Source organism: Pseudomonas segetis (genome assembly GCF_900188155.1).
Lineage (GTDB): Bacteria > Pseudomonadota > Gammaproteobacteria > Pseudomonadales > Pseudomonadaceae > Aquipseudomonas > Aquipseudomonas segetis.
Genome location: NZ_FZOG01000005.1, coordinates 300,104 through 320,967 on the forward strand (window position 1 = coordinate 300,104; position 20,864 = coordinate 320,967).

Genomic DNA, 20,864 nt, shown 5'->3' on the forward strand with positions numbered 1-20,864 from the left:
GCTATGCAGTCCAGCCAAGCGTCCTTTAGCGGCTCAACAACGAAGCGGTTCCAGCTGCGCCAAACAGGCCGGCACTAATGCGGTTGAACCAGACCTGGCCTTTGCCTGACCTCAGGTAGCGGGCCGCGCTCTGGGCGCTAAGACCGTAGAACAGCTTGCAGGCAAGATCGAGTGCTGCCCAGGTGGCAATCATCACCATTAGTTGCTGGGCCAGAGAGTGATCGGTGGAGAGAAATTGGGGCAGAAAAGCGGCGAAGAACAGGATGTCTTTCGGATTGCTCGCGCCCAAGCCAAAGGCTTTCCAGAACATGCTGTTGAAGCTGGGGTTGACGGGCTGTTCATCCGCAGTGACCGGCTTGGCCGCCTGGCGCGAGGCTTGCCAACTCTGCCAGGCGAGATAGAACAGGTACAACGCGCCCACGAGCTTTAGCGCGGAGAACAGTTTTTCCGAAGCCAGCAACAGGGCGCCCAGGCCCAGGGCGGAAGCGCTTAGCAGGCAGATTGAAGCCGACACGCCGCCGATGAATGCGGGTATTGAACGACGCAGGCCATAGTTCAGGCTGTTGCTGACCATCAACAGCGAAAGTGGACCGGGGATGAGGATCACAACCAGCGCCGCACTGCTGAACAATAACCAGGTTTCCAGACTCATGTTACTTACTCCAGATGTTGAAAAACCCCGACGCACAAGCGTCGGGGTTTGGAGCCTTGCTCTCGCCAGGGGCTAGCAGCCGTACAGGCTTGGTTGTCCAGCCGCAAAGCGGCCTAGAGGAAGGCAAACTTAGCGATAAAGATAATGCAGAGCACATATAAAGACACTGATACTTTGCTACGTTGCCCGGTCAGTATCTTCAAGGTTGCGTAGGTCAAAAAACCCAGCGCAATGCCGTTGGCGATGGAGAAGGTCAACGGCATCATCACCACAGTGACAATGGCGGGGATAGTGTCTGTCAGGTCTTCCCAGTCGATGTGGGCCATGCCGCTCATCATCAGCATTGCCACGTAGATCAGCGCGCCTGCTGTGGCATACGCAGGGATCATGCCTGCCAGCGGGGCAAAGAACATCGCGCAGAGAAACAGTATGCCAACTGCTATTGCCGTAAGGCCGGTGCGACCACCTGCAGCAACCCCGGAAGCACTTTCGACGTAGCTGGTTACAGGCGGGCAACCCACCATTGCGCCAATGACGCTTGAAGTACTGTCGGCCTTGAGGGCTTTGGACAGGTTCTGGATCTGACCATCGTCATCCACCAGTTTGGCGCGGTGGGCAACGCCCATCAGCGTGCCGGCGGTGTCGAACATGTTGACGAACAGGAAGGCCAGGATAACGCTGACCATCGAGATATTGAATGCGCCCTTGATGTCCATTGCCAGGAAGGTTGGCGCCAGGCTTGGCGGCATCGAAACCACGCCGCCAAACTCAACCAGGCCCATGCCCCAGCCGATCGCGGTGACTGCAAGCATGCTGACCAAAATGGCACCGAATACATTGCGGTGGCTAAGCACGGCAATCATCAGAAAGCACACGGCAGCAAGCAAGGCATTTGGTTCGCCGAATGAACCCATGGTGATTAATGTGGCCGGGCTGTCGACAACAATGCCGGCCGTTTTAAGGCCAATCAAACCGAGGAATAAACCGACCCCGGCGCCCATGGCAAAGCGTAGGCTCATGGGAATGCTATTGAGCAGCCACTCACGGATACGTGAAAGGCTCATGATCATGAAGAGAACGCCGGAAATAAACACCGCGCCCAACGCGGTCTCCCAGCTGTATCCCATCTCGCCGACAACGGTGTAGGTGAAGAACGCATTGAGGCCCATGCCTGGCGCCAGGCCTACGGGCCAGTTGGCATACAGGCCCATAAGGAAACAGCCCAGGGCCGCCCCGATGCAGGTCGCAACGAAGGCCGCGCCGTGATCGACCCCGGCGTCGGCCATGATGTTCGGGTTTACAAAAATGATGTAGGCCATGGTGACAAAGGTTGTCAGGCCAGCAAGCAACTCGGTTTTGACAGTGGTGCGGTGCTCGGTCAGCTTGAAAAAACGATCAAGTAATCCGTTTTTACCAAGCCCAGCGTTTGGCTGAGTGATTTGTTCTGATTTTACGCTTTCCACGCGGGTACTCCTCATTTCTCTTGTTGTGTGCCACCCAGAGCTGGCGCTATGCGCACGTTAACTCTCTGAGGCAGGTGGCAGGTTGAGTGTGCTTGCTGGCTAAGTTGTTGACCGAGCGGTCAGGAAGTCACACACCGCGATTATGCTGTTGTATACAAAAAATGCAAATACTGTTTTTACTTGCTAAGCAGGCTATCAATAGCTGTGCCCATACTTTTGATAGCTGCCAATGCTGATCCATGTCTATAAAAGTGATAAAAAACAGAAGGATACTCGGCTGGCTAAACCTGAGGCTCATGTGCAATCAGCCTGTAAACTGGCCTTGGATATAGCAAATTTATTGACTTTCAGGTCAGTAAACTGGCAATGCCGACCATCCTTTGAAGCGGGATCAGTCAGTTTATGGATTTAATGCTCAGCCTGAACCTTGAGGCGATGTGTTAGCCACCGATTGTATCTGTGCAAAAAATGCGGGAATTGGCTGGATTGTGTACAATGAAAGCGTTTTTTTTGTGTTTATCCGTGTGTGCTGCTTGTCAGTGAGCCGGGATTACGCAATAAAGAACCTATTAACAGTGATGAGCGTGGGGGAGCGCCTGGATTGCCTGGTTTTGCAGGCTATGCGCTGATCCCGATTTATATTGCTGAACCTGTCTAACGCGAGCCCAAATGAACGAACAATTGCAGCCACTCAAAAAGCAGTCCCGCGCACTTAAGAACAGTCGCACCGGGACGCAGGACGATGTCGTTTATGCACATATTTTTGATGCCATACTGGAGCAGCGACTCGCTCCCGGCACCAAGTTGAGTGAAGAGGCCCTGGGTGAGATTTTTGGCGTAAGCCGGACCATCATCCGTCGTGCCTTGTCGCGTTTGGCGCATGAAGGGGTTGTGCTGCTGCGTCCCAACCGTGGCGCGGTAGTGGCTAGCCCAAGCGTTGAGGAAGCCCGGCAGATATTCTATGCCCGGCGAATGGTTGAGCGGGCAATCACCGAGTTGGCAGTGCAATACGCTACGGTCGACCAGCTCAATGAACTGCGCCAGATGGTAGAGGATGAACAGATCAGCTTCTCGCGCGGTGACCGCGGGGCGGGTATTCGTTTATCCGGTGAGTTTCACCTGAAGTTGGCCGAGGCAGCAAAGAATGCGCCGCTGGTCAGCTTCCAGCGCAGCCTGGTATCCCAGACTTCGCTGATCATCGCCCAATACGAAAGCGGCAGCCGCTCGCACTGTTCCTACGATGAACACAATCAACTTATTGATGCAATCGAGGCGCGTGACGCCGAGCGCGCGGTCAGCCTGATGATGCATCACATGGATCACATCGACAGCAAGCTCAACCTCGACGAAGACAGTGCATCGGATGACTTGCACGCCGTATTCTCGCACCTGCTGCAAACCAAGAAAAAGCCGGGCAAGGCTATTCTCAACAACTGAGCTGGCTTGGCCATCAAAGAGTTTGGTATGCACTCTTTGATGGCTGCTCGTGGCGCAGGATCAGTTGTTGATCAGGCTGAGAAACTCGCTGCGTGTGGCTGCATTCTTGCGGAACTCGCCGAGCATCACAGAGGTGACCATGGAAGAGTTCTGCTTCTCGACACCGCGCATCATCATGCACATGTGCTGGGCCTCAATGACCACGGCGACACCGAGCGCGCCAGTCACTTGCTGAATGGCTTCGGCAATCTGGCGGCTCAGATTCTCCTGGATTTGCAGGCGGCGGGCGTACATATCGACGATCCGCGCGATTTTTGACAACCCCAGTACTTTTCCGCTCGGGATATAGGCTACATGGGCCTTGCCGATAAAGGGCAGCAGGTGGTGCTCGCATAACGAATACAGTTCGATGTTCTTGACCAGTACCATTTCACTGGCATCAGAGCTGAATAGTGCGCCATTGGTGACTTCTTCCAGCGTCTGCTGGTAGCCGCGACAGAGGTACTGCATGGCTTTTGCCGCACGTTTTGGCGTGTCGAGCAGGCCTTCGCGGGACACATCTTCACCAAGTTGGCCAAGAATCTGGGTGTAGTTCTGTTCCAGGGACATTGATCTTCCTGTTGGGACTGACAAATATGCACAGACGCGCAGGGTAGGGTGCGGATTGCCGGCTGGCAAGCGCGGCGTACGCCAAGCTGATACAGATTTTGCGTCAGTAAGGTTTAGCGTTAACTCATCCCGAGGGTTATGGGCTATTCAATCTTCGTCACGCCCGTCCATCATGGTGCGTTTGAGAATGATATAAACCGCGCCTGTGCCGCCATGCTTGGGCTGGCACGAGGCGAAGCCAAGTACTTGTGGATGCTGGCGAAGCCAGGTGTTTACATGGCTTTTAATCATGGGCTTGCGTCCGTCTATTCGTGCGGCCTTGCCATGGGTAACGCGCACGCAGCGTACTTCGAGCTTGCACGCCTCGGCCAGGAACTCCCACAGGGTATCCCGGGCTTTCTCCACGTTCATGCCATGCAGGTCCAGGCTGCCATCGAAGGCTATCTGGCCAAGCTTGAGCTTGCGCATCTGGCTTTCCTGCATGCCGTTGGCTGCCCAATAGAGCGGATCCTCGGTGCCGACGTCAATTACGAACTGGTCTGACAAACCATCAACCTTGATGCTGTTGTCACGCACCGTCGCGTTCTGGCGCAATGTGGCCAGCTTGGTCTTGTCGAGTTTGGGTTTGCCGGTATCGGCGCGATCATGCTTGATCGGCTTCACGCCCTTGAGTTGGGCTTGGAATAAAGAAAAATCATCGTCTTGCATTATGGCCTCCACACTGGCCACTAGTGTAACCAAGGCAGCGCTGTTTCTGCTGCCTTGTTGTATTGAATAATCAAATAATGGCTGCGGGGCGGGGTAGGGTCACTTGCGCTTTTTCATCAGGTGACGCGACATGCTCAAGTCACCAGGGCGGCGTAATCGGCGGCGAAACATGCGCCAGAGCGCAACGCCAAACCAGAGCAGGAGAAGACCTGCGACGACTAATACCGCCGAGCCCGCCGGGGAGTCATTCAGGTTGCCCAGGGCAGACGGCCGGCCGAGCAGTGCTGCGGCTCCTGCCATGGCCAGGAGCACTCCGCCGGCAGCGAACAAGGCGGCAAGTGCCGCGGCGAAGCGCAGGCGCCAGTTGCCCGGCTCGCGGGGGCGCAAGCGGCGGGCATTGAAACCATCGGATTGCTTCATTCCGATTTCCTTTTGGGTATCGGCGTGTGACAGGCTCAGGTTCTAGTGGTTCCTTCGCTGCAAAGCAGTCGTTATTGCGTCTTCTCCATCGGCCTGTATTGGTCAGTTTAGTAGGCTGTCGGCCTGCTCAACCACGGCGGCAAAGTTGTCAGCCAGCGCAATCATTTCAAAACGGTGCATCTCGGCGCCGCTGATGACCTGTCCATCCAGGGTCGGCAGGTCGCGCGTTGCGCATGCGGCGTTGACCATGGTGCAGCGGTAACCGTAGTCCTTGGTGGCACGTACTGTGCTGCTGATGCTGGAGTGGGTCATAAAACCGCAGACAATCAAGTCCAGCCGCCCCAGTGCTTGCAGGCGCTCATGCAGGTCGGTGCCAGAAAATGCGTTAGGCAGGCGTTTTTCAATCACCAGTTCGCCCGGTAGCGGAGCCACCTCGGGGATATGTGCACCGCGCGGGCCGCGTGGGTCCAGCACGCCATCGGGGATGCCTAGATGCTTGACGTGAACAATAGGCGTACCCATGGCTCGCGCGGCGTCGAGCAGCTTGGCGATTTCAGCCACCGCTGGTTCAACCTGCGGCAGTTTCAATACACCGCTGCGGTACTCTTCCTGGGTATCGATAACCAACAGGGTCGCAGTCTTCAAGGTGGCAGGGGCATGGCTACGGCCAGTTAGCTGCAGTAGCGTTTTGGGGTGTGACATTCAAAGGCTCCTTGTTGACTCTGACGACGCTATTCATTGTCTGCCTGTCTGGCGCTGCTGTGAACCCATTACTGCATGCGCGATGCGTTGCAGGTGAAAAGTTCAGCTATCCGCCTAGACTCAGACATTGGAAATATCGAGCAGTTTAGGGCTCGCGCTGGGGGGGTACTACATCGGCGTTAAACAGGCTGAAGGATTTATGTGGGGGTGGATAATGGCAGTAAGCCATCCTAAAAAGCCAGTGCCCAGCCCACAGAATTGCCAGCGCCAGCCGATTTATACTCTTGGCTTGAAACTCAATCCCGGGTGCAACTCAAGCATTGAATGCCGCACCGGTGGGCACAGGGCGATTCTTATACTTAATTTCTGCCGTCGTTGCACTATCTGGTGCATTCGCAGGGCTTTCCCATGTGCTGTTAAACTGCCGGATCAATTTAGAAAGGAGAACCTGTGTGACTGACGTTGGCGCCGCCCGATCTACTCGTTTACAAACCATTCGTGACTACATTCGCTGGGCCGTGACTCGCTTCCAGGTCGCCGGGTTGTTCTATGGCCATGGTTCCGACAACGCTTGGGATGAGGCGCGTCAGTTAGTGCTCGGGGCTCTGCACCTGCCTTATGAGATTGCAGACAGCTATCTTGATTGTCGCCTCGAAGATGACGAGCATGCCCATCTGCAGGATTTGCTGGCGCGGCGTATTGATGACCGCGTTCCCACCGCCTATTTGCTGGGCGAAGCCTGGTTCTGCGGCTTGCCGTTCCTGGTTGACGAGCGTGTTCTGGTGCCGCGCTCACCTATTGCCGAGTTGATCAACAGCCGCTTCCGGCCTTGGCTGGCAGCCGAGCCCAAACGTATTCTCGATCTGTGCACCGGCTCTGGCTGCATCGGTATTGCCTGCGCTTACGAGTTTCTTGAGGCAGAAGTGATACTGGGCGACCTGTCGTTCGAGGCGCTTGAAGTCGCCAACCAGAACATTGAGCGCCACGGAATCGAGGACCGTGTTTTCACCGTGCAGGGGGATGGTTTTTCCGGTTTGCCGGGCCAGCGTTTCGACCTGATCGTCTCGAATCCACCCTATGTCGATGCTGAAGACTTTGCTGACATGCCCGAAGAGTATCAGCACGAACCTGCACTGGGGCTGGCCTGCGGTGATGACGGCCTGGATCTGGTGCGACGCATGCTGGCTGAAGCTGCGGATCACTTGAACGATAACGGTGTGTTGATTGTTGAGGTGGGCAACAGCCAGGTGCACGTCGAAGCACTGTATCCCGAGGTTGACTTCACCTGGCTGGACTTCCAGCAGGGTGGCCATGGCGTGTTTTTATTGCCTGCCAAGCTTTGCCGCGAGCACCAGGCGTTGTTTCGCTCTCGGCTCAAATAGCCAAAGCTTGCTGCCGGTTGGCTAATGGGTGGCGATCCAAATCAATAAGCCTGCCTGAAATACGCTGAAAGTTACCAGGCAGGCGATGGTGAAGCGCAAGCTGCCATCTTCGCGTTTGTACTGCGCAGTGCGCTCTTCCAGTTTGCGCAGCCTGTTTTCCTGTTCATTGAGCGCCTGGTCGGCACGTTGCAGCATGGCAGCGGCTTCGAGCGTTTCGACCAGCTGTACTTTTTCGTTGTGCCAGTCACTGTGCAGCACGCTGACGCGCGCCGCGCTATAGCTGGCTTTGAGCTGGAGCGGGTCCTGGTATTCGATGGTGAAGCCCTGGGTCTGCAGGAAATGGTCACGGCGGGCGCGGGCATCATCGGTCGGCGCGTCCTTGACGTGCAATGCACCCCCTTCGACCAAGTAGTGCGCGCAATGTTGTTTTGCCCAGGCAATGCCTTGGGCGAGCAGGAAACGACCCAATCCACGATTGGTCGGTTCGAGGTGCAGGCCTTTGTCTGGGCCAAAGCGCACTTCCCGTGAACGGTGATCAATCCAAACTTCCAGGGCGTTGATATGTTTACGCACAGTTTGGTCGGGAAGGGTGATTGTCAGCCGCAGCATGCTCAGCTGTGGGCTGTGACGCTCGACACGGCCCAGTTGCACAAAGCGCAGTGGGCGCGCACCTGTATGGCGATCAATCGGCAGTGCTGCAAGCCGCAACAGCCGAAAGTGCTCAGCACCCAGCTCCGACCAGGGATGGGCCTTTGTTGCCTCAGTTTGCTGATCTGCTGTGGCCTCGCCTGTGGCGGGTGCTGGGGTTGTGTTCATCAATGGCGATCCTGTGCGCAGGTGTGATGCATGTAAGGTGCTTGCACAGGAGTTGTCGGCAGCTTTTGGGGAAACTGGAGCCGATCAGGTACGAAAGTTCTGAATAAAGTCCGTAATGTGTTGGGTTAACTCCCGCGCCAAGGGCAACTTAGGATTGTTGTACGAGGCCAGTTGCGCTTTCAGGTCGAGGGCAACGATGCGCATTACATGGTTCATTCCCTCGATCAGGGCTAGTTGGGCCTGCGGATTTGCTTCCTTGAGCATCAGGGCGTCGGCGACATCGACTTGAATGTCGTGATTACCTTGAAGAATCAGTGCCGGCATCTTCAGTTCGGCAAATGCGCGGGCGGGATCCTGGCGGAACAAGCTGATCAAGTATGGCTGGACAGCCGGCCGGAACAGTACCTGCATGTCATCGGGAACATCGTCGGTTGTCTTGCCTGCTTTGAGCGTATCGAGAATGCGCATGCTGACAGCCAGCTTCCCGGGTGGCAGGCGACGGCTGAGCTGTTCGCGCAGCACCTGGTCGATGGGCCGTGCGCTGCCAGCAATTGAGATCAACGCATCTGCCCCGGCATGGGGAGCGGCCAGGGTCGCGATCAATGCGCCTTCACTGTGGCCAATTAGCACCAGCTTGTTAAAGCGTTTGTCGGCTTTCAGTTGGCGGCTCCAGTCCACGGCGTCTTCCACATAGCGTTCAACGCTAAGGTTGCGTTCATCAGGCGTGGCGGGTTGGCTTTTGGCCACGCCGCGCTTGTCGTAGCGCAGGCTGGCAATGCCGTGCTTGGCCAGCGCATAAGCCAGTTTGCGCAGGCTGTCATTATTACCGCCGCCAGGGTTGTTGCCGTTACGGTCGGTGGGGCCTGAGCCCGCGATAAGCAGGGCGACAGGAATCGCCGTACTGCTTTTTGGGGTGACCAGGGTGCCAAATAATTCGCCCTGGCTGGTTTGCAGGCTGACTGGACGTTGGGAGATCTGTGTAGGCGCTGCCTGGGCAAGACCGGCTAATAGAGGAATCATCAAGAGCACAACTCGCAGCATGTTTGGGCACTGCCTTAAGGATTGAAGTAATGAAGCGGACGTGGCGGGCTGACCTGTGGCCAGCTTGTAGCCGAGATCGCTGAAGGCATCTTGGCATCACCGAGCTATTCGACGCACATTGTCCAATAAGGTTCGAGGATGAAGTGTCGCACCGCCGCAGGTATACTTGCGCGCTACCTTAATGTCTTGTTTGCCATGGTAGGCGCTGGGGCCTGAACACAATGCCGGCCCTGCAGCGATCATACCCATGGTTTTAATATCGCGGAGCGTTTTGCACATGTCCGGCAATACCTACGGCAAGCTGTTCACCGTCACTAGCGCAGGCGAAAGCCATGGCCCGGCGCTGGTTGCCATTGTTGATGGCTGTCCTCCAGGGCTCGAATTGTCGCTTGAAGACATGCAACGCGACCTTGATCGGCGCAAGCCGGGCACCAGCCGTCATACCACCCAGCGTCAGGAAGACGATGTGGTCGAGATTCTTTCGGGGGTGTTCGAAGGTAAAACCACTGGCTGCTCCATCGGTTTGCTGATTCGCAACACCGACCAGAAGTCCAAGGACTACTCGGCGATCAAGGATGTATTCCGCCCAGCACACGCCGACTACAGCTATCACCACAAATATGGCGTGCGCGATTATCGTGGCGGCGGACGCAGTTCTGCGCGCGAGACGGCCATGCGAGTTGCCGCCGGGGCCATCGCCAAGAAGTTCCTGGCGACCCAGGGCATTGTCGTTCGGGGCTACATGAGCCAGCTTGGCCCGATCCAGATTCCCTTCAAAACCTGGGACAGCGTCGAGCAGAATGCATTTTTCTGTCCCGATCCGGACAAGGTACCTGAGCTGGAAGCCTATATGGATCAACTGCGTCGTGACCAGGACTCGGTTGGGGCAAAGATCACCGTTATTGCCGAAGGCGTGATGCCGGGCCTGGGCGAGCCCATCTTCGACCGTTTGGATGCTGAACTCGCCCATGCATTGATGAGCATCAATGCCGTCAAGGGGGTTGAGATCGGCGCCGGTTTCGACTGTGTGGCCCAGCGTGGCACCGAGCACCGCGACGAGCTGACTCCAGAAGGATTCCTCAGCAATAATGCTGGTGGCATTCTCGGTGGAATCTCATCAGGCCAGCCAATCATTGCGCATTTGGCCTTGAAGCCGACCTCGAGCATTACCACGCCTGGCCGGTCCATTGATATCAACGGCAATGCAGTGGAGATGATCACCAAAGGGCGTCACGACCCTTGCGTTGGCATTCGGGCGACGCCGATTGCCGAGGCCATGATGGCGTTGGTGTTGATGGATCACCTGTTGCGCCATCGTGCGCAAAACGCAGACGTTCAGGTCACAACCCCGGTGTTGCCGCAGCTGTGAGGCATTTGGCCTGCCTGTCCAGGACTCGGCTGCGCGTCTTGGTCAACCGCTGAATGTCGGCTGCATTGCCATATTGGCGGTTGTCCGGGTTTTACTTCTTCTACTTCTCGCTTCTGGGGGGTACCGCACCCTTCTTGGCTTTGTATTTCGATCACCTGGGCTTTGCTCCGGCGCGAATCGGTGAGCTGGTGGCGATCCCCATGCTGATGCGCTGTATTGCGCCAAATATCTGGGGATGGCTGGGGGATTATTCAGGGCACCGCCTGGCCATTGTGCGTTTTGGCGCGGTTGCGACCTTGCTTTGTTTCAGTGCCATTGTGTTCGATAAAAGCTATGCCTGGCTGGCACTGGTAATGGCGCTGCATGCATTCTTCTGGCACGCCGTGCTGCCTCAGTTCGAGGTCATTACCCTGGCACACCTGCGTGAGCATACTGCGCGCTACAGCCAGATCCGCCTGTGGGGCAGTATCGGTTTTATCGTCGCGGTGGTGGGCCTTGGCCAGCTATTTGAGTGGGTCAGTCTCGATGCCTACCCCTGGACCCTGATGCTGATCATGGCCGGTATCGCTGCGAGCAGCTTCTGGGTGCCCAACGCGCAACCGCAAAATCACCCGCACCTTGTTGCCGACGGTGGCTTTATTGCTCAACTGCGCCGCCCCGGCATCGCGGCGTTTTACCTTTGCGTTTGCTTGATGCAACTGAGCAATGGTCCGTATTACACTTTTCTGAGCCTGCACTTGGAAAACCAAGGCTATGGCCGTGGCGTGATTGGTGTCATGTGGGCGCTTGGCGTGCTCGCTGAAATCGTGCTGTTCATCTTCATGGCCAGGCTGTTGGTGCGATTTTCATTGCGCAAGGTGTTGCTGGCCAGCTTTCTGATCACCGCAGTGCGCTGGCTTTTGCTGGGTAATTTTGCCGATCATCTGTGGTTGTTGCTGCTCGCCCAACTGATGCACGCGGCCACTTTTGGCAGCTTTCATGCCGCTGCCATACATTTTGTGCAGCGTAGCTTTGCAGATCGCCAGCAAGGCCAGGGCCAGTCGCTTTATGCAGCCACGGCTGGAGTCGGCGGTGCATTGGGCGCACTTTACGCAGGCTACAGTTGGAATACCTTGGGTGCGGCGTGGACCTTTTCACTCGCCAGCTTGGCAGTGCTTGTTGCTGCCGTCATTATTGCCACTCGTTTGCAGGAGGATCGGCCGTGAGCCTTGATCTACAACCAGAGCAACAGCAACCCGAGCACAGCTACTTGAATCGCGAGCACCTGACGCAACAGATAATCGATGCCGGGCGTTTCCTTTATGGCAAAGGTTGGTCGCCCGCTACCAGCAGTAATTATTCGGCGCGACTCGCTGATGACAAGGCATTGCTGACCGTGTCTGGCCGACACAAGGGCGAGCTGGGGTTCAATGATGTACTGGCAACCGACCTTGATGGCAACAGCCTGGAGGAGGGCAAGAAGCCCTCGGCAGAAACTCTGCTGCACACCCAGCTCTATAAGTGGCGCAAGGAAATCGGTGCGGTGCTGCACACGCATTCGGTTGGTGCCACAGTCCTTACCCGCCTTACCGAGGGCGATAGCCTGCAGTTTGAAGATTACGAGCTGCAGAAAGCCTTCAGTGGCGTGGTTACTCACCAGTCGGTGGTGACCGTGCCGATTTTTGATAATGACCAGGATATCGAGCGCTTGGCGTCCAAGGTCCGGCCCTGGCTTGAGGCGCACCCCGATTGTGTCGGCTACTTGATTCGTGGCCATGGTTTGTATACTTGGGGCGCGCAGATGAGTGATGCTCTACGCCAAATCGAGGCATTCGAATTCTTGTTCGAGTGCGAGCTGCGGGTGCGCGCGCTGCAAAAGAATTAGTCCATCACGGGGCTGCACAGTCTTGCCCCGAAGACGTAGAAGGAACTCAGCTTATGAGTATGCTCAGTGTTTATCATGAGTCGTCACCTGAATTGCCAAACAAGGTACTGACCCACCTTGAAGACATCGCCAGCACGCTCGACAGCGTCGGTGTGCGCTTCGAGCGCTGGCAGGCGAGCGCGCCCATTGCAGCCGGTGCCGGTTCCGATGAAGTATTGGCCGCCTACCGGAGCCAGATTGACCAACTGATGACTGAGCGCGGTTATGTCACGGTCGATGTTGTCAGCCTGGCAGCGGATCACCCGCAAAAGGCTGAGCTGCGCGCCAAGTTTCTCGATGAGCATCGCCACGCTGAAGACGAGGTGCGTTTTTTTGTTGCAGGGCGGGGTTTGTTTACCTTGCACATTGATGATTTTGTCTATGCCGTGCTTTGCGAAAAAAATGACCTGATTTCCGTTCCTGCGGGCACGCGCCATTGGTTTGATATGGGCGAGAATCCGCACTTTGTGGCGATCCGCATGTTCAACAACCCCGAAGGGTGGGTGGCGCAATTTACCGGCGATGACATTGCCTCTAAATTCCCAGGCCTGGACGACTAAGCCGCTGGTAACGCCTGCCGAGCCAGTCAATTCACTTATGGATCTTGACCTGTCTGGAGACAAGATGCCGATCAAAGCAGTACTTACCGATATCGAAGGGACCACAAGCGCCGTTAGCTTTGTCTTCGATGTGTTGTTCCCTTTCGCGGCTGAACATTTGCCGGACTTTGTGTTGCAGCATGCCGAGGAGCCAGCAGTTGCCGAGCAACTCCAGGCCGTTAGGGTCGAGGCGGGAGAGAGCGACGCCGATACAGGGCGGGTTATCGAGATTCTGCTGGCGTGGATTATTGCCGACCGCAAGGCCACGCCATTAAAAACCTTGCAAGGCATGGTGTGGGCGCAGGGGTACGCAAGCGGCCAGCTCAAGGGGCATGTCTACCCGGATGCCGTTGAAGCACTGCGGCGCTGGCATCAGGCCGGTTATGCGCTGTATGTCTATTCCTCGGGATCGATTCAAGCCCAGCAATTGATTTTTGGCTGTTCGGAGGCGGGGGATCTACGACCTCTGTTCAGCGGCTACTTCGACACCACCTCCGGGCTCAAGCGCGAAGTCAGTTCTTATCAGAACATCACCAGGGCGATTGGCTTGCCGGCGCAGGAGATTGTATTCCTGTCGGATATCGTTGAAGAGCTGGATGCGGCGCAGCAAGCGGGCATGCAAACCATTGGCCTGGCCCGATCGGGCGGTGAGTTGCCAGGCCATGAAACCGTGGCCAGCTTTGCCGTGATTGACCTCGCTCGTTTCTGATTGATTCCTCTGGTGCCATGCTCCCAGCTGGCGCCAGTTTAGGTAGCCAGCATCGCTGGCTGTCGCGAGTTGCTCAATACTCGCATTCCTTCCATTTTCTCCGTTTTGCCGTCATCACCAGCGTTTATGCGCGGGTATGGGCCGCTGTGGGCGCGTGTCTGCGGGGTTGGTTTGGGTCTGCAGCGCTCTAGGCATAACGGTCTCGACTATGCTCAAGGGTAGCGGTGGATTGCCTTGTAGCCATTTTGAGCGAGAGGTTGCAGGCGGAATCGATCACGGCGCGGATTGTCTTATTTTTGGCGCAATCTGCAAAAAATTACGGGTAGATTAACGGCAAGGTTGTAGTCAGGTAATAACAACAATAATTGCGCGCAGCCAAGCTGCCGTTACATGAGAGGAAGATGGTTATGCCTCGTTATCTGGCAATACTGCTGATACCGGCAATGGTCGTGGCCATAGGCTATTTGTCGCACAACCCCGCTGATAACAAATTAATCAGGTACTCGGCCGAGCAAACGATGCCTGTTGCCAGCATTGGCGATTTGTTCAGCCGTTAAGACCTGCCATCCAGCGCAGGACACAAGCTGGCAGCCTGATCCTTGCGCCGTCAAAAACCACTTTCGCGTAGCAAGACTGCAAATAAATGGGTGATGCCTTCGGCCAACAGGCTGCGCCTGGCACCTTCTACCTGGATGTCTCCCAAGGTTTCATGCTGGCCAAGCGGGGCTTTGTCCAACTGGATCAGCACATGAAACAGCGATTCAGTCGGGGCCAGGTCATTGCTGTCTTGCCTGGTGGGTAAGGGCCCGCCAAAACGCGAGGCGAGCATGGGGTTGGCGAGCTGGCTGCTGCGCGTACTGCCAATGGCGATAACCTTGCCTGGTACCGGTGTCGGCTGGCCTTTGGCATAAAACCTTACGGGATCGCCAATGCTCAGTCGATGCACCTCATCCTGCTGTACATAGCCATCGGCCTGCCAGCGATCTGTTGCGATCAGCACCCCAATAGGTTCCTTGTTGCTGATCCACTGGCCAGCCTTCCAGTCCGGATTGATATCCAGCCATTGGCCATCGAAAGGGGCCTTCAGGACCAGTCGGTCGATCTCTGATTGAGCCGAGCGTGCCTGTTCGAGTTCTACCCACAGTCGTTGGCGGGTCGCAGCTTGCAATCCGAGCCCCGAGCTGTCGGCTTGCAGGCCGGTGAGCTGGGACTCGATATTGCGCATGCTGGTTTCACTTTGGCGCAGCTTGGAGGCTATATCTGGCTGGTCAAGAATGGCCAGTTTGTCGCCAGCGCTGACTTTGCCCTCGGGATGAATCCGCTGGATATGGGCAGGATATGGCGAGAACACCTGCACCTGTTGTTCTGCGCGGGCAACACCGTGAATATGAATCTGCGAGTGCCAGGGTAGTGCCAGGAGCAGGATGGCCGCTGCAAGTATTGTCACCAAGCCATAGCGTCGCCCTCTGCGCACTTCGCTACGGTTTTGCCACCAATGTTTTAACTCTCGCCAGATCGGCATAAAGATGAACCATGAAAGTTCGACGATGAATAGGAAGATGCCCAGCAACTTGAAGAACAGCAAGTAAACCGCAACGGCGATGCCGAGAAACAGTATCAGCCGGTACATCCAGGTAATAAAGGCAAAGACTATCAGCGCACGACGCTTGCCCGCGCTGAACACCTCTGGCCAGGGTTCGTCCAGGCCCAGCAAGCTGCGGCGCAGGAATATCCGGGCCTGGGCTGACGAGCGTTCATGCAGGTTTGGGAAGTCGAGAATATCCGAGAGGATGAAGTAGCCATCAAAGCGCATAAAGGGGCTTGCATTGAGCGCCAGCGAGAGAATCCAGCCGGTGGTGGCAAGATAAAGCAAGGCGTTGCGCAGAGGGCCGGGGTCGCACAGCGCCCAGCCAAGCGTTGCCAGGCCCGCCAGTGACAGTTCGGTGATAATCCCCGCGCTGGCAATGGCCAGGCGCTGACTCGATCTGGGCAGGCGCCAGCTTTCGCCGGTATCGGTGTAGAGCATCGGCCATAACACCACGAATGCCACGCCCATGTGGGCGACGCGCAAGCCCAGGCGGGTCGCAACCAAGGCATGCCCCAATTCGTGAAGGGTTTTACCGACGATCAAGGCCATGGCGAAGCCAAGCAAGCCTTCCATCGAGAATGACTCGACCACGTCATGGGTAAATGTATCCCACTGATGCATGACCATCACTATGCCCATCAGGCTGAGCATCAGGATTACCAGCCCGGTCTTGCGGTTCAGTAGCCAGCCAAAGGCATGGTTTATCGCTCGTAGATGCTGCTGTGGCCGGAGCAGTGGAATCCGAAAGAACAGGTAGTGATGCAGCCACCATTTCCAGCTCAGGCCACTGTTACCTTCACTGCGTTGGCTGAGGCGATCGGTGGCCTGCATATTCGGGCGCAGCAGTTGGTTTTGCTCAAGAAACTGGCTGAACTCAACAACCTGTTCTGCATCTGGTTGCAGCGCGGTTTGTTCCGCTATTTGAGTACTGATCTGTTTAGGCGTCTGGCCCCAGCGCAGCAGACACTCAAATTCGAGCCAGCCAATCTGGTAATAACGATTGATCACGGTATCTTCAATTACCCAGCTGGGTTCGCCACTGTCGGTAATTGCCGCCTCGCTCAAGCGCAGGTCTTCACGCAACGGAGGCAGGGGCAGCTCGGTTGGATCGATCATTACCAGCCCGTCCAGGCCCGTACTGCAGAAAGTGGTCGGCGCAGCAGGTAATAACCGAGCATCACGGAGTCGCCGTAGAGCTTGGCCGTGCCATGCAGGCCGAGTCGCGCATGCTTGGATTCGCCATCGACACTGGCCAGGAGCCGGTACGCGACCACACCTTCATCAGTCGGTTTGGCTTTATAGCTGGTTTCCAATACCTTTCCCTGGACCGGACTCAGCGGATATGCAGTCAGGTACAAGGTGACTGGCGCCCCGGGTTCGAGCGCAATGGCATCGGCAACCGGCAACTGGATACGCATTGCGGGGGTTTTGGGATTGGCAACCTGGAGGATTCGCTCGCCAGTGACCACCGGTTTGCCGAGCCAGTCGTTAGGATCGCTGAATACGGCGACGCCGGCAGCGGGTGAGGTGACTTGGGTGCGTTGCAGTTGTGAGCGCACCGCATCCAGCTCGGCCCGGCGTTGCTGAGCGCGGCCATTAAGCAATGTCAGTTCGCTTTTACTTTGAATGTTATCGAACGCGCGTTGACTCGCGGCCAGCAGTTCAGCATCCGCCACCGCGACCTCTTTGGCCAATACATCGGCACGATTACGCAGTGTGGTTTCATCCAGGGTGAACAGTAGCGTGCCTGCCTCAACAGGCTGGTTGGGTCGTACCAGCATTTGCGATATAACGCCGTCGATTGGCGAACTCACGACCTGGGCCTGGTGCGAGACTATTTCCGCCGGTGCAAGCACGGTCTGGCGAACAGGGATAAGCAGCAGGGCGCACAGCACCACTGCACTGATCAACAACTGGCGCTTGCCTGGCCGCCAGCCGAGAAGCTTGTGTTGCACGGTCAACGCCGCCCAGCAGTAAGACCAGGTTTTCCAGAGGCCGTCGAGCAGTGGTATCAGGGGCTCCTGGGGTGGCTGATCCATTAGAAACAGGACAAGACCGAGACGTTGTCCTTGTGCATCCACGACGGGCACACAGAAAACTCCACTTGGCCACCATTCAGCCCAACCTTGGGCAATGTCTTCAGGCGGTTCGAGAGCCTCGCGGGCAAGCCATTGAGCGGAGTTGTCCGGTAATTGCTTGCTGAGCCAGCGGCTGGCACGCCCCAGCCAGATCAAATAGGGCGAGTCTTCAGTCGGCTTTACCAGCCCTGAAACACAAAGCAGCTCGAGCTTCTCACCCCGTTGAGCCATGACCAATGCTTGTCGGTACTTCAGCAATGGGTAAAGGTCATTGGCCATTGAGAAGGCGAGGGCGTTGAGTGTCTCGGCTTGCAATGCCCGATCGCGAAGGGCGTTAAGGCTCAGTAATAGCTGGGGGTGAGGCAGTCGATCATTCATTTGCGGCTGGGAAACGGGCAATTCCACTCATTCCTGCAATCAAGTCTGGATGTTCGGCATCGAGTCGCGCCTCAAGCTCAACCGTCTGGGCGACGGCATCTACCCGTGCATTTATAGCTGTGATGTGAGCGGTGTAGGTTTTGCCTGTTTCATAGATGCTCACTTCCAGTGGCATGCCTTCACGCAATGTTGGCAAGCGTGTGGATGGCACATTCAAGCGAACCTTCAATGCACCGTCACTGACCAGGTCAAATAGCGGGGCGCCGGCGCTGACGGTTTGGTAGGCCTTGACATGAATCTTGGCTACGCGGCCAGCAAAAGGGGCCTTGACCACGCAGTAGCCGCTTTGTGCCTGAGCCATGAGGCGAGCGCCATCGGCCTTCTGAGCCTCGGTTGAAGCAATGGCCACCTCAAGGTCGCCCACTGCATCCAGCTTGCGCAGGTTCTGTTTTGCCGAGAGGTTTTGCTTGGCCATGGTCAGCTCAGCAGCTGCGACTTTGGCGCGGGCCTGGGCCTCCTGGCAGTTGAGCTGGGCCAGCACGGCGTCCTTTTTGACTTGCTTGCCGAGCGTGACATTGAGTTCGCCAAGCGTGCCATTCATTTGGCTGGACAGTGTGGTTTCAAGATCGGCAGCGAGCAGCACGCGAATTGCCGATGGGTCTGTTAGCTCCTGGTTGGTGACGGGGGACTCGGCGACAACCGGGGTCGCCATGATTCCTGCTAAAAGTGCTGCGATCACGGCGGTATTACGACTGCGTTGAAGCATTGGTGCTTCCTTGTGTCAGAGGAAGTAGTCTCTCTTGTTCCTGTTGATCCATTTTTCTCTTCAGCTCATCGGCAAGGGTCTTGACGTCATAGCTCTTGACCACTTCAGGCATGATATCCAGGCCAATGGAGTTATAGAGCCGGCCCCAGGCAGCCTGGGTGTTTGAGTAAGCTGCTTCACGCTGATAACGGGAGAGCAGGTAGCGTCCCTCTGCCCGAATAACTTCCAGTTCCGAGCCAACGGCTGTGCTTTTCGCGGCGCGGGCGTAGCTAAGCAGGCTCTGATCGACGCGCAGGCTTTCGTTGGCGAACTCCAGCTGCTCATGGGACAACTGATAGCGCAGGGCACCTACGCGAACCTGGGTCAGGATCGCCATTGACAAGGCCAGGCGGCGAGTGTCATCGGTCTTGGTTTGCGACTCTTCTGCATTATTCAGTGCAGGCAGTTGCAGCAAGCGAATCAGGTTGACCGATACCTGCAGTCCCGTTTCGGACCAGCTGTTGTTGTACAGGTACTTGTTGGAGTCGTATTGATAGCTCCAGTTGACGCTGACGTTGGGCCACAGTTGTGCCTTGGCGATTTTCAGGTCATTGGCATTGACCCGCTTGCGATACCATTCCTCCATGATCTCCGGGCGGTTTTCCAGTGCGGCCTGTTCAAGGCTGCCTATGTCGGCTTTGAGTTCCGGCATCTGGGGCTCGGGTTCATCACTGAGCACCATTTTTGAGCCAGGTGGGAGCGACATCAAGGCAGAGAGTTCGGCCTGGGCAAATTCCAGGTCCTGGCGGCGCACGCTCAACAGGTCGATAGAGTCGATAAGCGCGCGTTGATATGCGAGTGCCTCCTGACGTGGCAGCAAGCCGCGATCCTCAGCCGAGCGCGCAGATGCAAGTGCGCTGTGGGTGCGTTGTAACAGCTGATCGACTTCTGGCATCAGGCGCTGGGCGGCGAGGGCGCGCCAATAGGCATTGCGCACATCCTGCAGAACATTCTGAGCGACTTTACGACGGCGTTCCTCGGCCATCATGATTTGATCGGTTTTTTGTTGAGTACGGTAATAGGCAACACCGAAATCCAACAGGCTCCAACTCAGGCCAAGGCTATCAATATCGCGATAACGCTCTTCAGACGTGGATGCCCGCAAGCTTTGCTGGCGATCTTCAATGCCAATCGAGGTACCGCCTGAGTCATTGTTGCGTCCGGCGTAGCCAGCCGATGCTACAAGGCGGGGCAGCATCTCATGGCTCGACACGTCGCGCAGGTCGGCTGCTAATGCACTTTCCATGAGCTTGAGACGGTAATCGAGGTTGTATTTCAGTGCCCGAGCGACCGCTTCATAAAAGCTAATGGGGTGGGTGACGGGTTCCTGGTCAGCGTACATTCGCGCCTGATCTTCGAGGATCCGCTGTTGTTGCTCCTCTACCGTATAAGGACGAGGCTCCATGGAGTTGCACGCAGTTAGCAGGGTCGCTGCGATGGCAAGACTAAGGGTTTTGACTGGGCGATTTAGCATTGCAATCCTTGCTCTGTCAGGGGCATTAACGGTAAGTAAAGCATCGATTGGCAATAACGCAGCGCTAACTTACAACCCAAAAGCAGCATGGGTTGGAAGTGGGCTCTTTAACCTTGCGCCGGTGCACGCTCGGGCTTTGGCTAAGCCTCGGAGTTAACCGCATTTATTGTATTGTTTTATCGCAGCATGAGTGTTCTGCCGCTGATTCACTCCTATATAGATAGTTGTAGTCCCCCGGGGTTGTCCAGCCCTTCTTTTCATTTAATGCCAAATGATTAGCTTTGACTGCAAGCCCGTGCTTGAGCCGTTGGCTCATGATGCTGGCTGCTGTGCTGCCCCTGTTGGACTTGGCTGTTTGAAATAGGTCGGGTGACTTGATTTCTTGGGTTGCGATGGTTTTTTCAGCCTGGGCTAAAATAAACCCTTGACGGCAAATCTGAGGTGCCTATAATGCGCACCTCTTCCGGCGCAGACCTCTCGGAAAACTTCTTGGAAAACAAGAAGTTAGCTTAAAAAGAGGGGTTGCAAAGCAGCGAAAGCTGTGTAGAATGCGCCGGGCTCTGAAGGGTGTTTTGAACGACCTTTGGAGTGATCGCCCAGGTGATCGGAAGCGGTAGAAAAAGAGGTGTTGACAGCGAGTTTGAACGCTGTAGAATGCGCCTCCCGCTGACGAGAAGCTGGTTTGATCGGAAGCGCAAGTGGTTGAGTAGAAACGGTTTTCTTCGGAAAAG

Annotated in this window: 21 protein-coding genes; 8 read left to right on the forward strand and 13 right to left on the reverse strand. The window is 56.3% G+C overall.

Going from position 1 to position 20,864, the window contains the following annotated elements; genetic code table 11:
* Positions 1 to 25: 25 nt before the first annotated feature.
* On the reverse strand, positions 26 to 652 hold the full coding sequence (locus CHB79_RS17300; protein WP_089360798.1) for a LysE family translocator: 627 nt from the start codon (positions 650 to 652) through the stop codon (positions 26 to 28).
* Positions 653 to 765: 113 nt separating this feature from the next.
* Entirely contained in the window at positions 766 to 2,115 is a 1,350-nt protein-coding gene (locus CHB79_RS17305; protein WP_010488720.1) for an NCS2 family permease, read from the reverse strand.
* A gap of 669 nt (positions 2,116 to 2,784) precedes the next feature.
* Between CHB79_RS17305 and CHB79_RS17310 the strand changes: the two genes are divergently transcribed.
* On the forward strand, positions 2,785 to 3,552 hold the full coding sequence (locus CHB79_RS17310; RefSeq protein WP_089360799.1) for a GntR family transcriptional regulator: 768 nt from the start codon (positions 2,785 to 2,787) through the stop codon (positions 3,550 to 3,552).
* A gap of 60 nt (positions 3,553 to 3,612) precedes the next feature.
* Here the strand turns inward: CHB79_RS17310 and folE are convergent, their stop codons facing one another.
* The 4 genes from folE to CHB79_RS17330 all read right to left on the reverse strand — a co-directional run bounded on the left by folE (position 3,613) and on the right by CHB79_RS17330 (position 5,991).
* Positions 3,613 to 4,161, reverse strand: a complete 549-nt coding sequence (folE, locus tag CHB79_RS17315; protein WP_010488718.1) for a GTP cyclohydrolase I FolE — start codon at positions 4,159 to 4,161, stop codon at positions 3,613 to 3,615.
* Positions 4,162 to 4,308: 147 nt separating this feature from the next.
* Complete coding sequence (locus CHB79_RS17320; RefSeq protein WP_089360800.1) at positions 4,309 to 4,869, reverse strand: Smr/MutS family protein; 561 nt, start codon at positions 4,867 to 4,869, stop codon at positions 4,309 to 4,311.
* A 99-nt stretch (positions 4,870 to 4,968) separates the two neighbouring features.
* The gene (locus CHB79_RS17325; protein ID WP_010488716.1) at positions 4,969 to 5,289 is read right to left on the reverse strand and encodes a hypothetical protein; all 321 of its coding nucleotides are present in this window, start codon (positions 5,287 to 5,289) and stop codon (positions 4,969 to 4,971) included.
* Between the two features lie 102 nt (positions 5,290 to 5,391).
* Positions 5,392 to 5,991, reverse strand: coding sequence for a cysteine hydrolase family protein (locus tag CHB79_RS17330; protein ID WP_089360801.1), 600 nt, complete (start codon positions 5,989 to 5,991; stop codon positions 5,392 to 5,394).
* A 452-nt stretch (positions 5,992 to 6,443) separates the two neighbouring features.
* On the opposite strand from CHB79_RS17330, the gene prmB reads away from it, so the two are divergent.
* Positions 6,444 to 7,373, forward strand: a complete 930-nt coding sequence (prmB, locus tag CHB79_RS17335) for a 50S ribosomal protein L3 N(5)-glutamine methyltransferase (protein WP_089360802.1) — start codon at positions 6,444 to 6,446, stop codon at positions 7,371 to 7,373.
* Between the two features lie 21 nt (positions 7,374 to 7,394).
* Here the strand turns inward: prmB and CHB79_RS17340 are convergent, their stop codons facing one another.
* Positions 7,395 to 8,189, reverse strand: coding sequence for a hypothetical protein (locus CHB79_RS17340; protein ID WP_089360803.1), 795 nt, complete (start codon positions 8,187 to 8,189; stop codon positions 7,395 to 7,397).
* A gap of 84 nt (positions 8,190 to 8,273) precedes the next feature.
* Positions 8,274 to 9,230, reverse strand: coding sequence for an alpha/beta hydrolase (locus CHB79_RS17345; RefSeq protein ID WP_089360804.1), 957 nt, complete (start codon positions 9,228 to 9,230; stop codon positions 8,274 to 8,276).
* Positions 9,231 to 9,507: 277 nt separating this feature from the next.
* On the opposite strand from CHB79_RS17345, the gene aroC reads away from it, so the two are divergent.
* The 6 genes from aroC (at position 9,508) to CHB79_RS22085 (ending at position 14,367) form a co-directional block, all read left to right on the forward strand.
* Positions 9,508 to 10,599 (forward strand): chorismate synthase, encoded by a 1,092-nt coding sequence (gene aroC / locus CHB79_RS17350; protein ID WP_010488711.1) that lies wholly within the window; start codon positions 9,508 to 9,510, stop codon positions 10,597 to 10,599.
* Positions 10,600 to 10,652: 53 nt separating this feature from the next.
* The gene (locus CHB79_RS17355) at positions 10,653 to 11,804 is read left to right on the forward strand and encodes an MFS transporter (protein WP_089360805.1); all 1,152 of its coding nucleotides are present in this window, start codon (positions 10,653 to 10,655) and stop codon (positions 11,802 to 11,804) included.
* Positions 11,805 to 11,848: 44 nt separating this feature from the next.
* Entirely contained in the window at positions 11,849 to 12,463 is a 615-nt protein-coding gene (locus CHB79_RS17360) for a methylthioribulose 1-phosphate dehydratase (protein ID WP_029529600.1), read from the forward strand.
* A 53-nt stretch (positions 12,464 to 12,516) separates the two neighbouring features.
* On the forward strand, positions 12,517 to 13,062 hold the full coding sequence (locus CHB79_RS17365; RefSeq protein ID WP_010488703.1) for a 1,2-dihydroxy-3-keto-5-methylthiopentene dioxygenase: 546 nt from the start codon (positions 12,517 to 12,519) through the stop codon (positions 13,060 to 13,062).
* A 64-nt stretch (positions 13,063 to 13,126) separates the two neighbouring features.
* The gene (gene mtnC, locus CHB79_RS17370; RefSeq protein ID WP_010488702.1) at positions 13,127 to 13,810 is read left to right on the forward strand and encodes an acireductone synthase; all 684 of its coding nucleotides are present in this window, start codon (positions 13,127 to 13,129) and stop codon (positions 13,808 to 13,810) included.
* Between the two features lie 407 nt (positions 13,811 to 14,217).
* Entirely contained in the window at positions 14,218 to 14,367 is a 150-nt protein-coding gene (locus tag CHB79_RS22085; RefSeq protein WP_176443212.1) for a hypothetical protein, read from the forward strand.
* A 50-nt stretch (positions 14,368 to 14,417) separates the two neighbouring features.
* On the opposite strand, the gene CHB79_RS17375 is transcribed toward CHB79_RS22085, so the two are convergent.
* From CHB79_RS17375 to CHB79_RS22130, 5 genes are all read right to left on the reverse strand, one after another.
* Positions 14,418 to 16,514 (reverse strand): site-2 protease family protein, encoded by a 2,097-nt coding sequence (locus CHB79_RS17375; RefSeq protein ID WP_089360806.1) that lies wholly within the window; start codon positions 16,512 to 16,514, stop codon positions 14,418 to 14,420.
* Entirely contained in the window at positions 16,514 to 17,854 is a 1,341-nt protein-coding gene (locus CHB79_RS17380) for an efflux RND transporter periplasmic adaptor subunit (protein ID WP_089360807.1), read from the reverse strand. The genes CHB79_RS17375 and CHB79_RS17380 overlap by 1 nt, the downstream gene beginning before the upstream one ends.
* Positions 17,847 to 18,620 carry an efflux RND transporter periplasmic adaptor subunit gene (locus tag CHB79_RS17385; RefSeq protein WP_089360808.1) on the reverse strand — a complete coding sequence of 258 codons (774 nt, stop codon included), beginning with the start codon at positions 18,618 to 18,620 and terminating at the stop codon, positions 17,847 to 17,849. The genes CHB79_RS17380 and CHB79_RS17385 overlap by 8 nt, the downstream gene beginning before the upstream one ends.
* Entirely contained in the window at positions 18,601 to 20,133 is a 1,533-nt protein-coding gene (locus CHB79_RS17390) for a TolC family protein (protein ID WP_029529598.1), read from the reverse strand. Before CHB79_RS17390 ends, CHB79_RS17385 begins: the two co-directional genes overlap by 20 nt.
* Positions 20,134 to 20,637: 504 nt before the next feature.
* Positions 20,638 to 20,864: hypothetical protein (locus CHB79_RS22130; RefSeq protein WP_217898871.1), on the reverse strand; the 227-nt coding region annotated here is incomplete at its 5' end.

Excerpts from the sequence above, each read along its gene's own strand:
- CHB79_RS17300 (WP_089360798.1), bottom strand. The coding sequence starts at position 652 with ATGAGTCTGGAAACCTGGTTATTGTTCAGCAGTGCGGCGCTGGTTGTG.
- CHB79_RS17310 (WP_089360799.1), top strand. The coding sequence starts at position 2,785 with ATGAACGAACAATTGCAGCCACTCAAAAAGCAGTCCCGCGCACTTAAG.
- folE (WP_010488718.1), bottom strand. The coding sequence starts at position 4,161 with ATGTCCCTGGAACAGAACTACACCCAGATTCTTGGCCAACTTGGTGAA.
- CHB79_RS17320 (WP_089360800.1), bottom strand. The coding sequence starts at position 4,869 with ATGCAAGACGATGATTTTTCTTTATTCCAAGCCCAACTCAAGGGCGTG.
- CHB79_RS17325 (WP_010488716.1), bottom strand. The coding sequence starts at position 5,289 with ATGAAGCAATCCGATGGTTTCAATGCCCGCCGCTTGCGCCCCCGCGAG.
- CHB79_RS17330 (WP_089360801.1), bottom strand. The coding sequence starts at position 5,991 with ATGTCACACCCCAAAACGCTACTGCAGCTAACTGGCCGTAGCCATGCC.
- CHB79_RS17340 (WP_089360803.1), bottom strand. The coding sequence starts at position 8,189 with ATGAACACAACCCCAGCACCCGCCACAGGCGAGGCCACAGCAGATCAG.
- CHB79_RS17345 (WP_089360804.1), bottom strand. The coding sequence starts at position 9,230 with ATGCTGCGAGTTGTGCTCTTGATGATTCCTCTATTAGCCGGTCTTGCC.
- aroC (WP_010488711.1), top strand. The coding sequence starts at position 9,508 with ATGTCCGGCAATACCTACGGCAAGCTGTTCACCGTCACTAGCGCAGGC.
- CHB79_RS17355 (WP_089360805.1), top strand. The coding sequence starts at position 10,653 with ATGTCGGCTGCATTGCCATATTGGCGGTTGTCCGGGTTTTACTTCTTC.
- CHB79_RS17365 (WP_010488703.1), top strand. The coding sequence starts at position 12,517 with ATGAGTATGCTCAGTGTTTATCATGAGTCGTCACCTGAATTGCCAAAC.
- mtnC (WP_010488702.1), top strand. The coding sequence starts at position 13,127 with ATGCCGATCAAAGCAGTACTTACCGATATCGAAGGGACCACAAGCGCC.
- CHB79_RS22085 (WP_176443212.1), top strand. The coding sequence starts at position 14,218 with ATGCCTCGTTATCTGGCAATACTGCTGATACCGGCAATGGTCGTGGCC.
- CHB79_RS17375 (WP_089360806.1), bottom strand. The coding sequence starts at position 16,514 with ATGATCGATCCAACCGAGCTGCCCCTGCCTCCGTTGCGTGAAGACCTG.
- CHB79_RS17380 (WP_089360807.1), bottom strand. The coding sequence starts at position 17,854 with ATGAATGATCGACTGCCTCACCCCCAGCTATTACTGAGCCTTAACGCC.
- CHB79_RS17385 (WP_089360808.1), bottom strand. The coding sequence starts at position 18,620 with ATGCTTCAACGCAGTCGTAATACCGCCGTGATCGCAGCACTTTTAGCA.
- CHB79_RS17390 (WP_029529598.1), bottom strand. The coding sequence starts at position 20,133 with ATGCTAAATCGCCCAGTCAAAACCCTTAGTCTTGCCATCGCAGCGACC.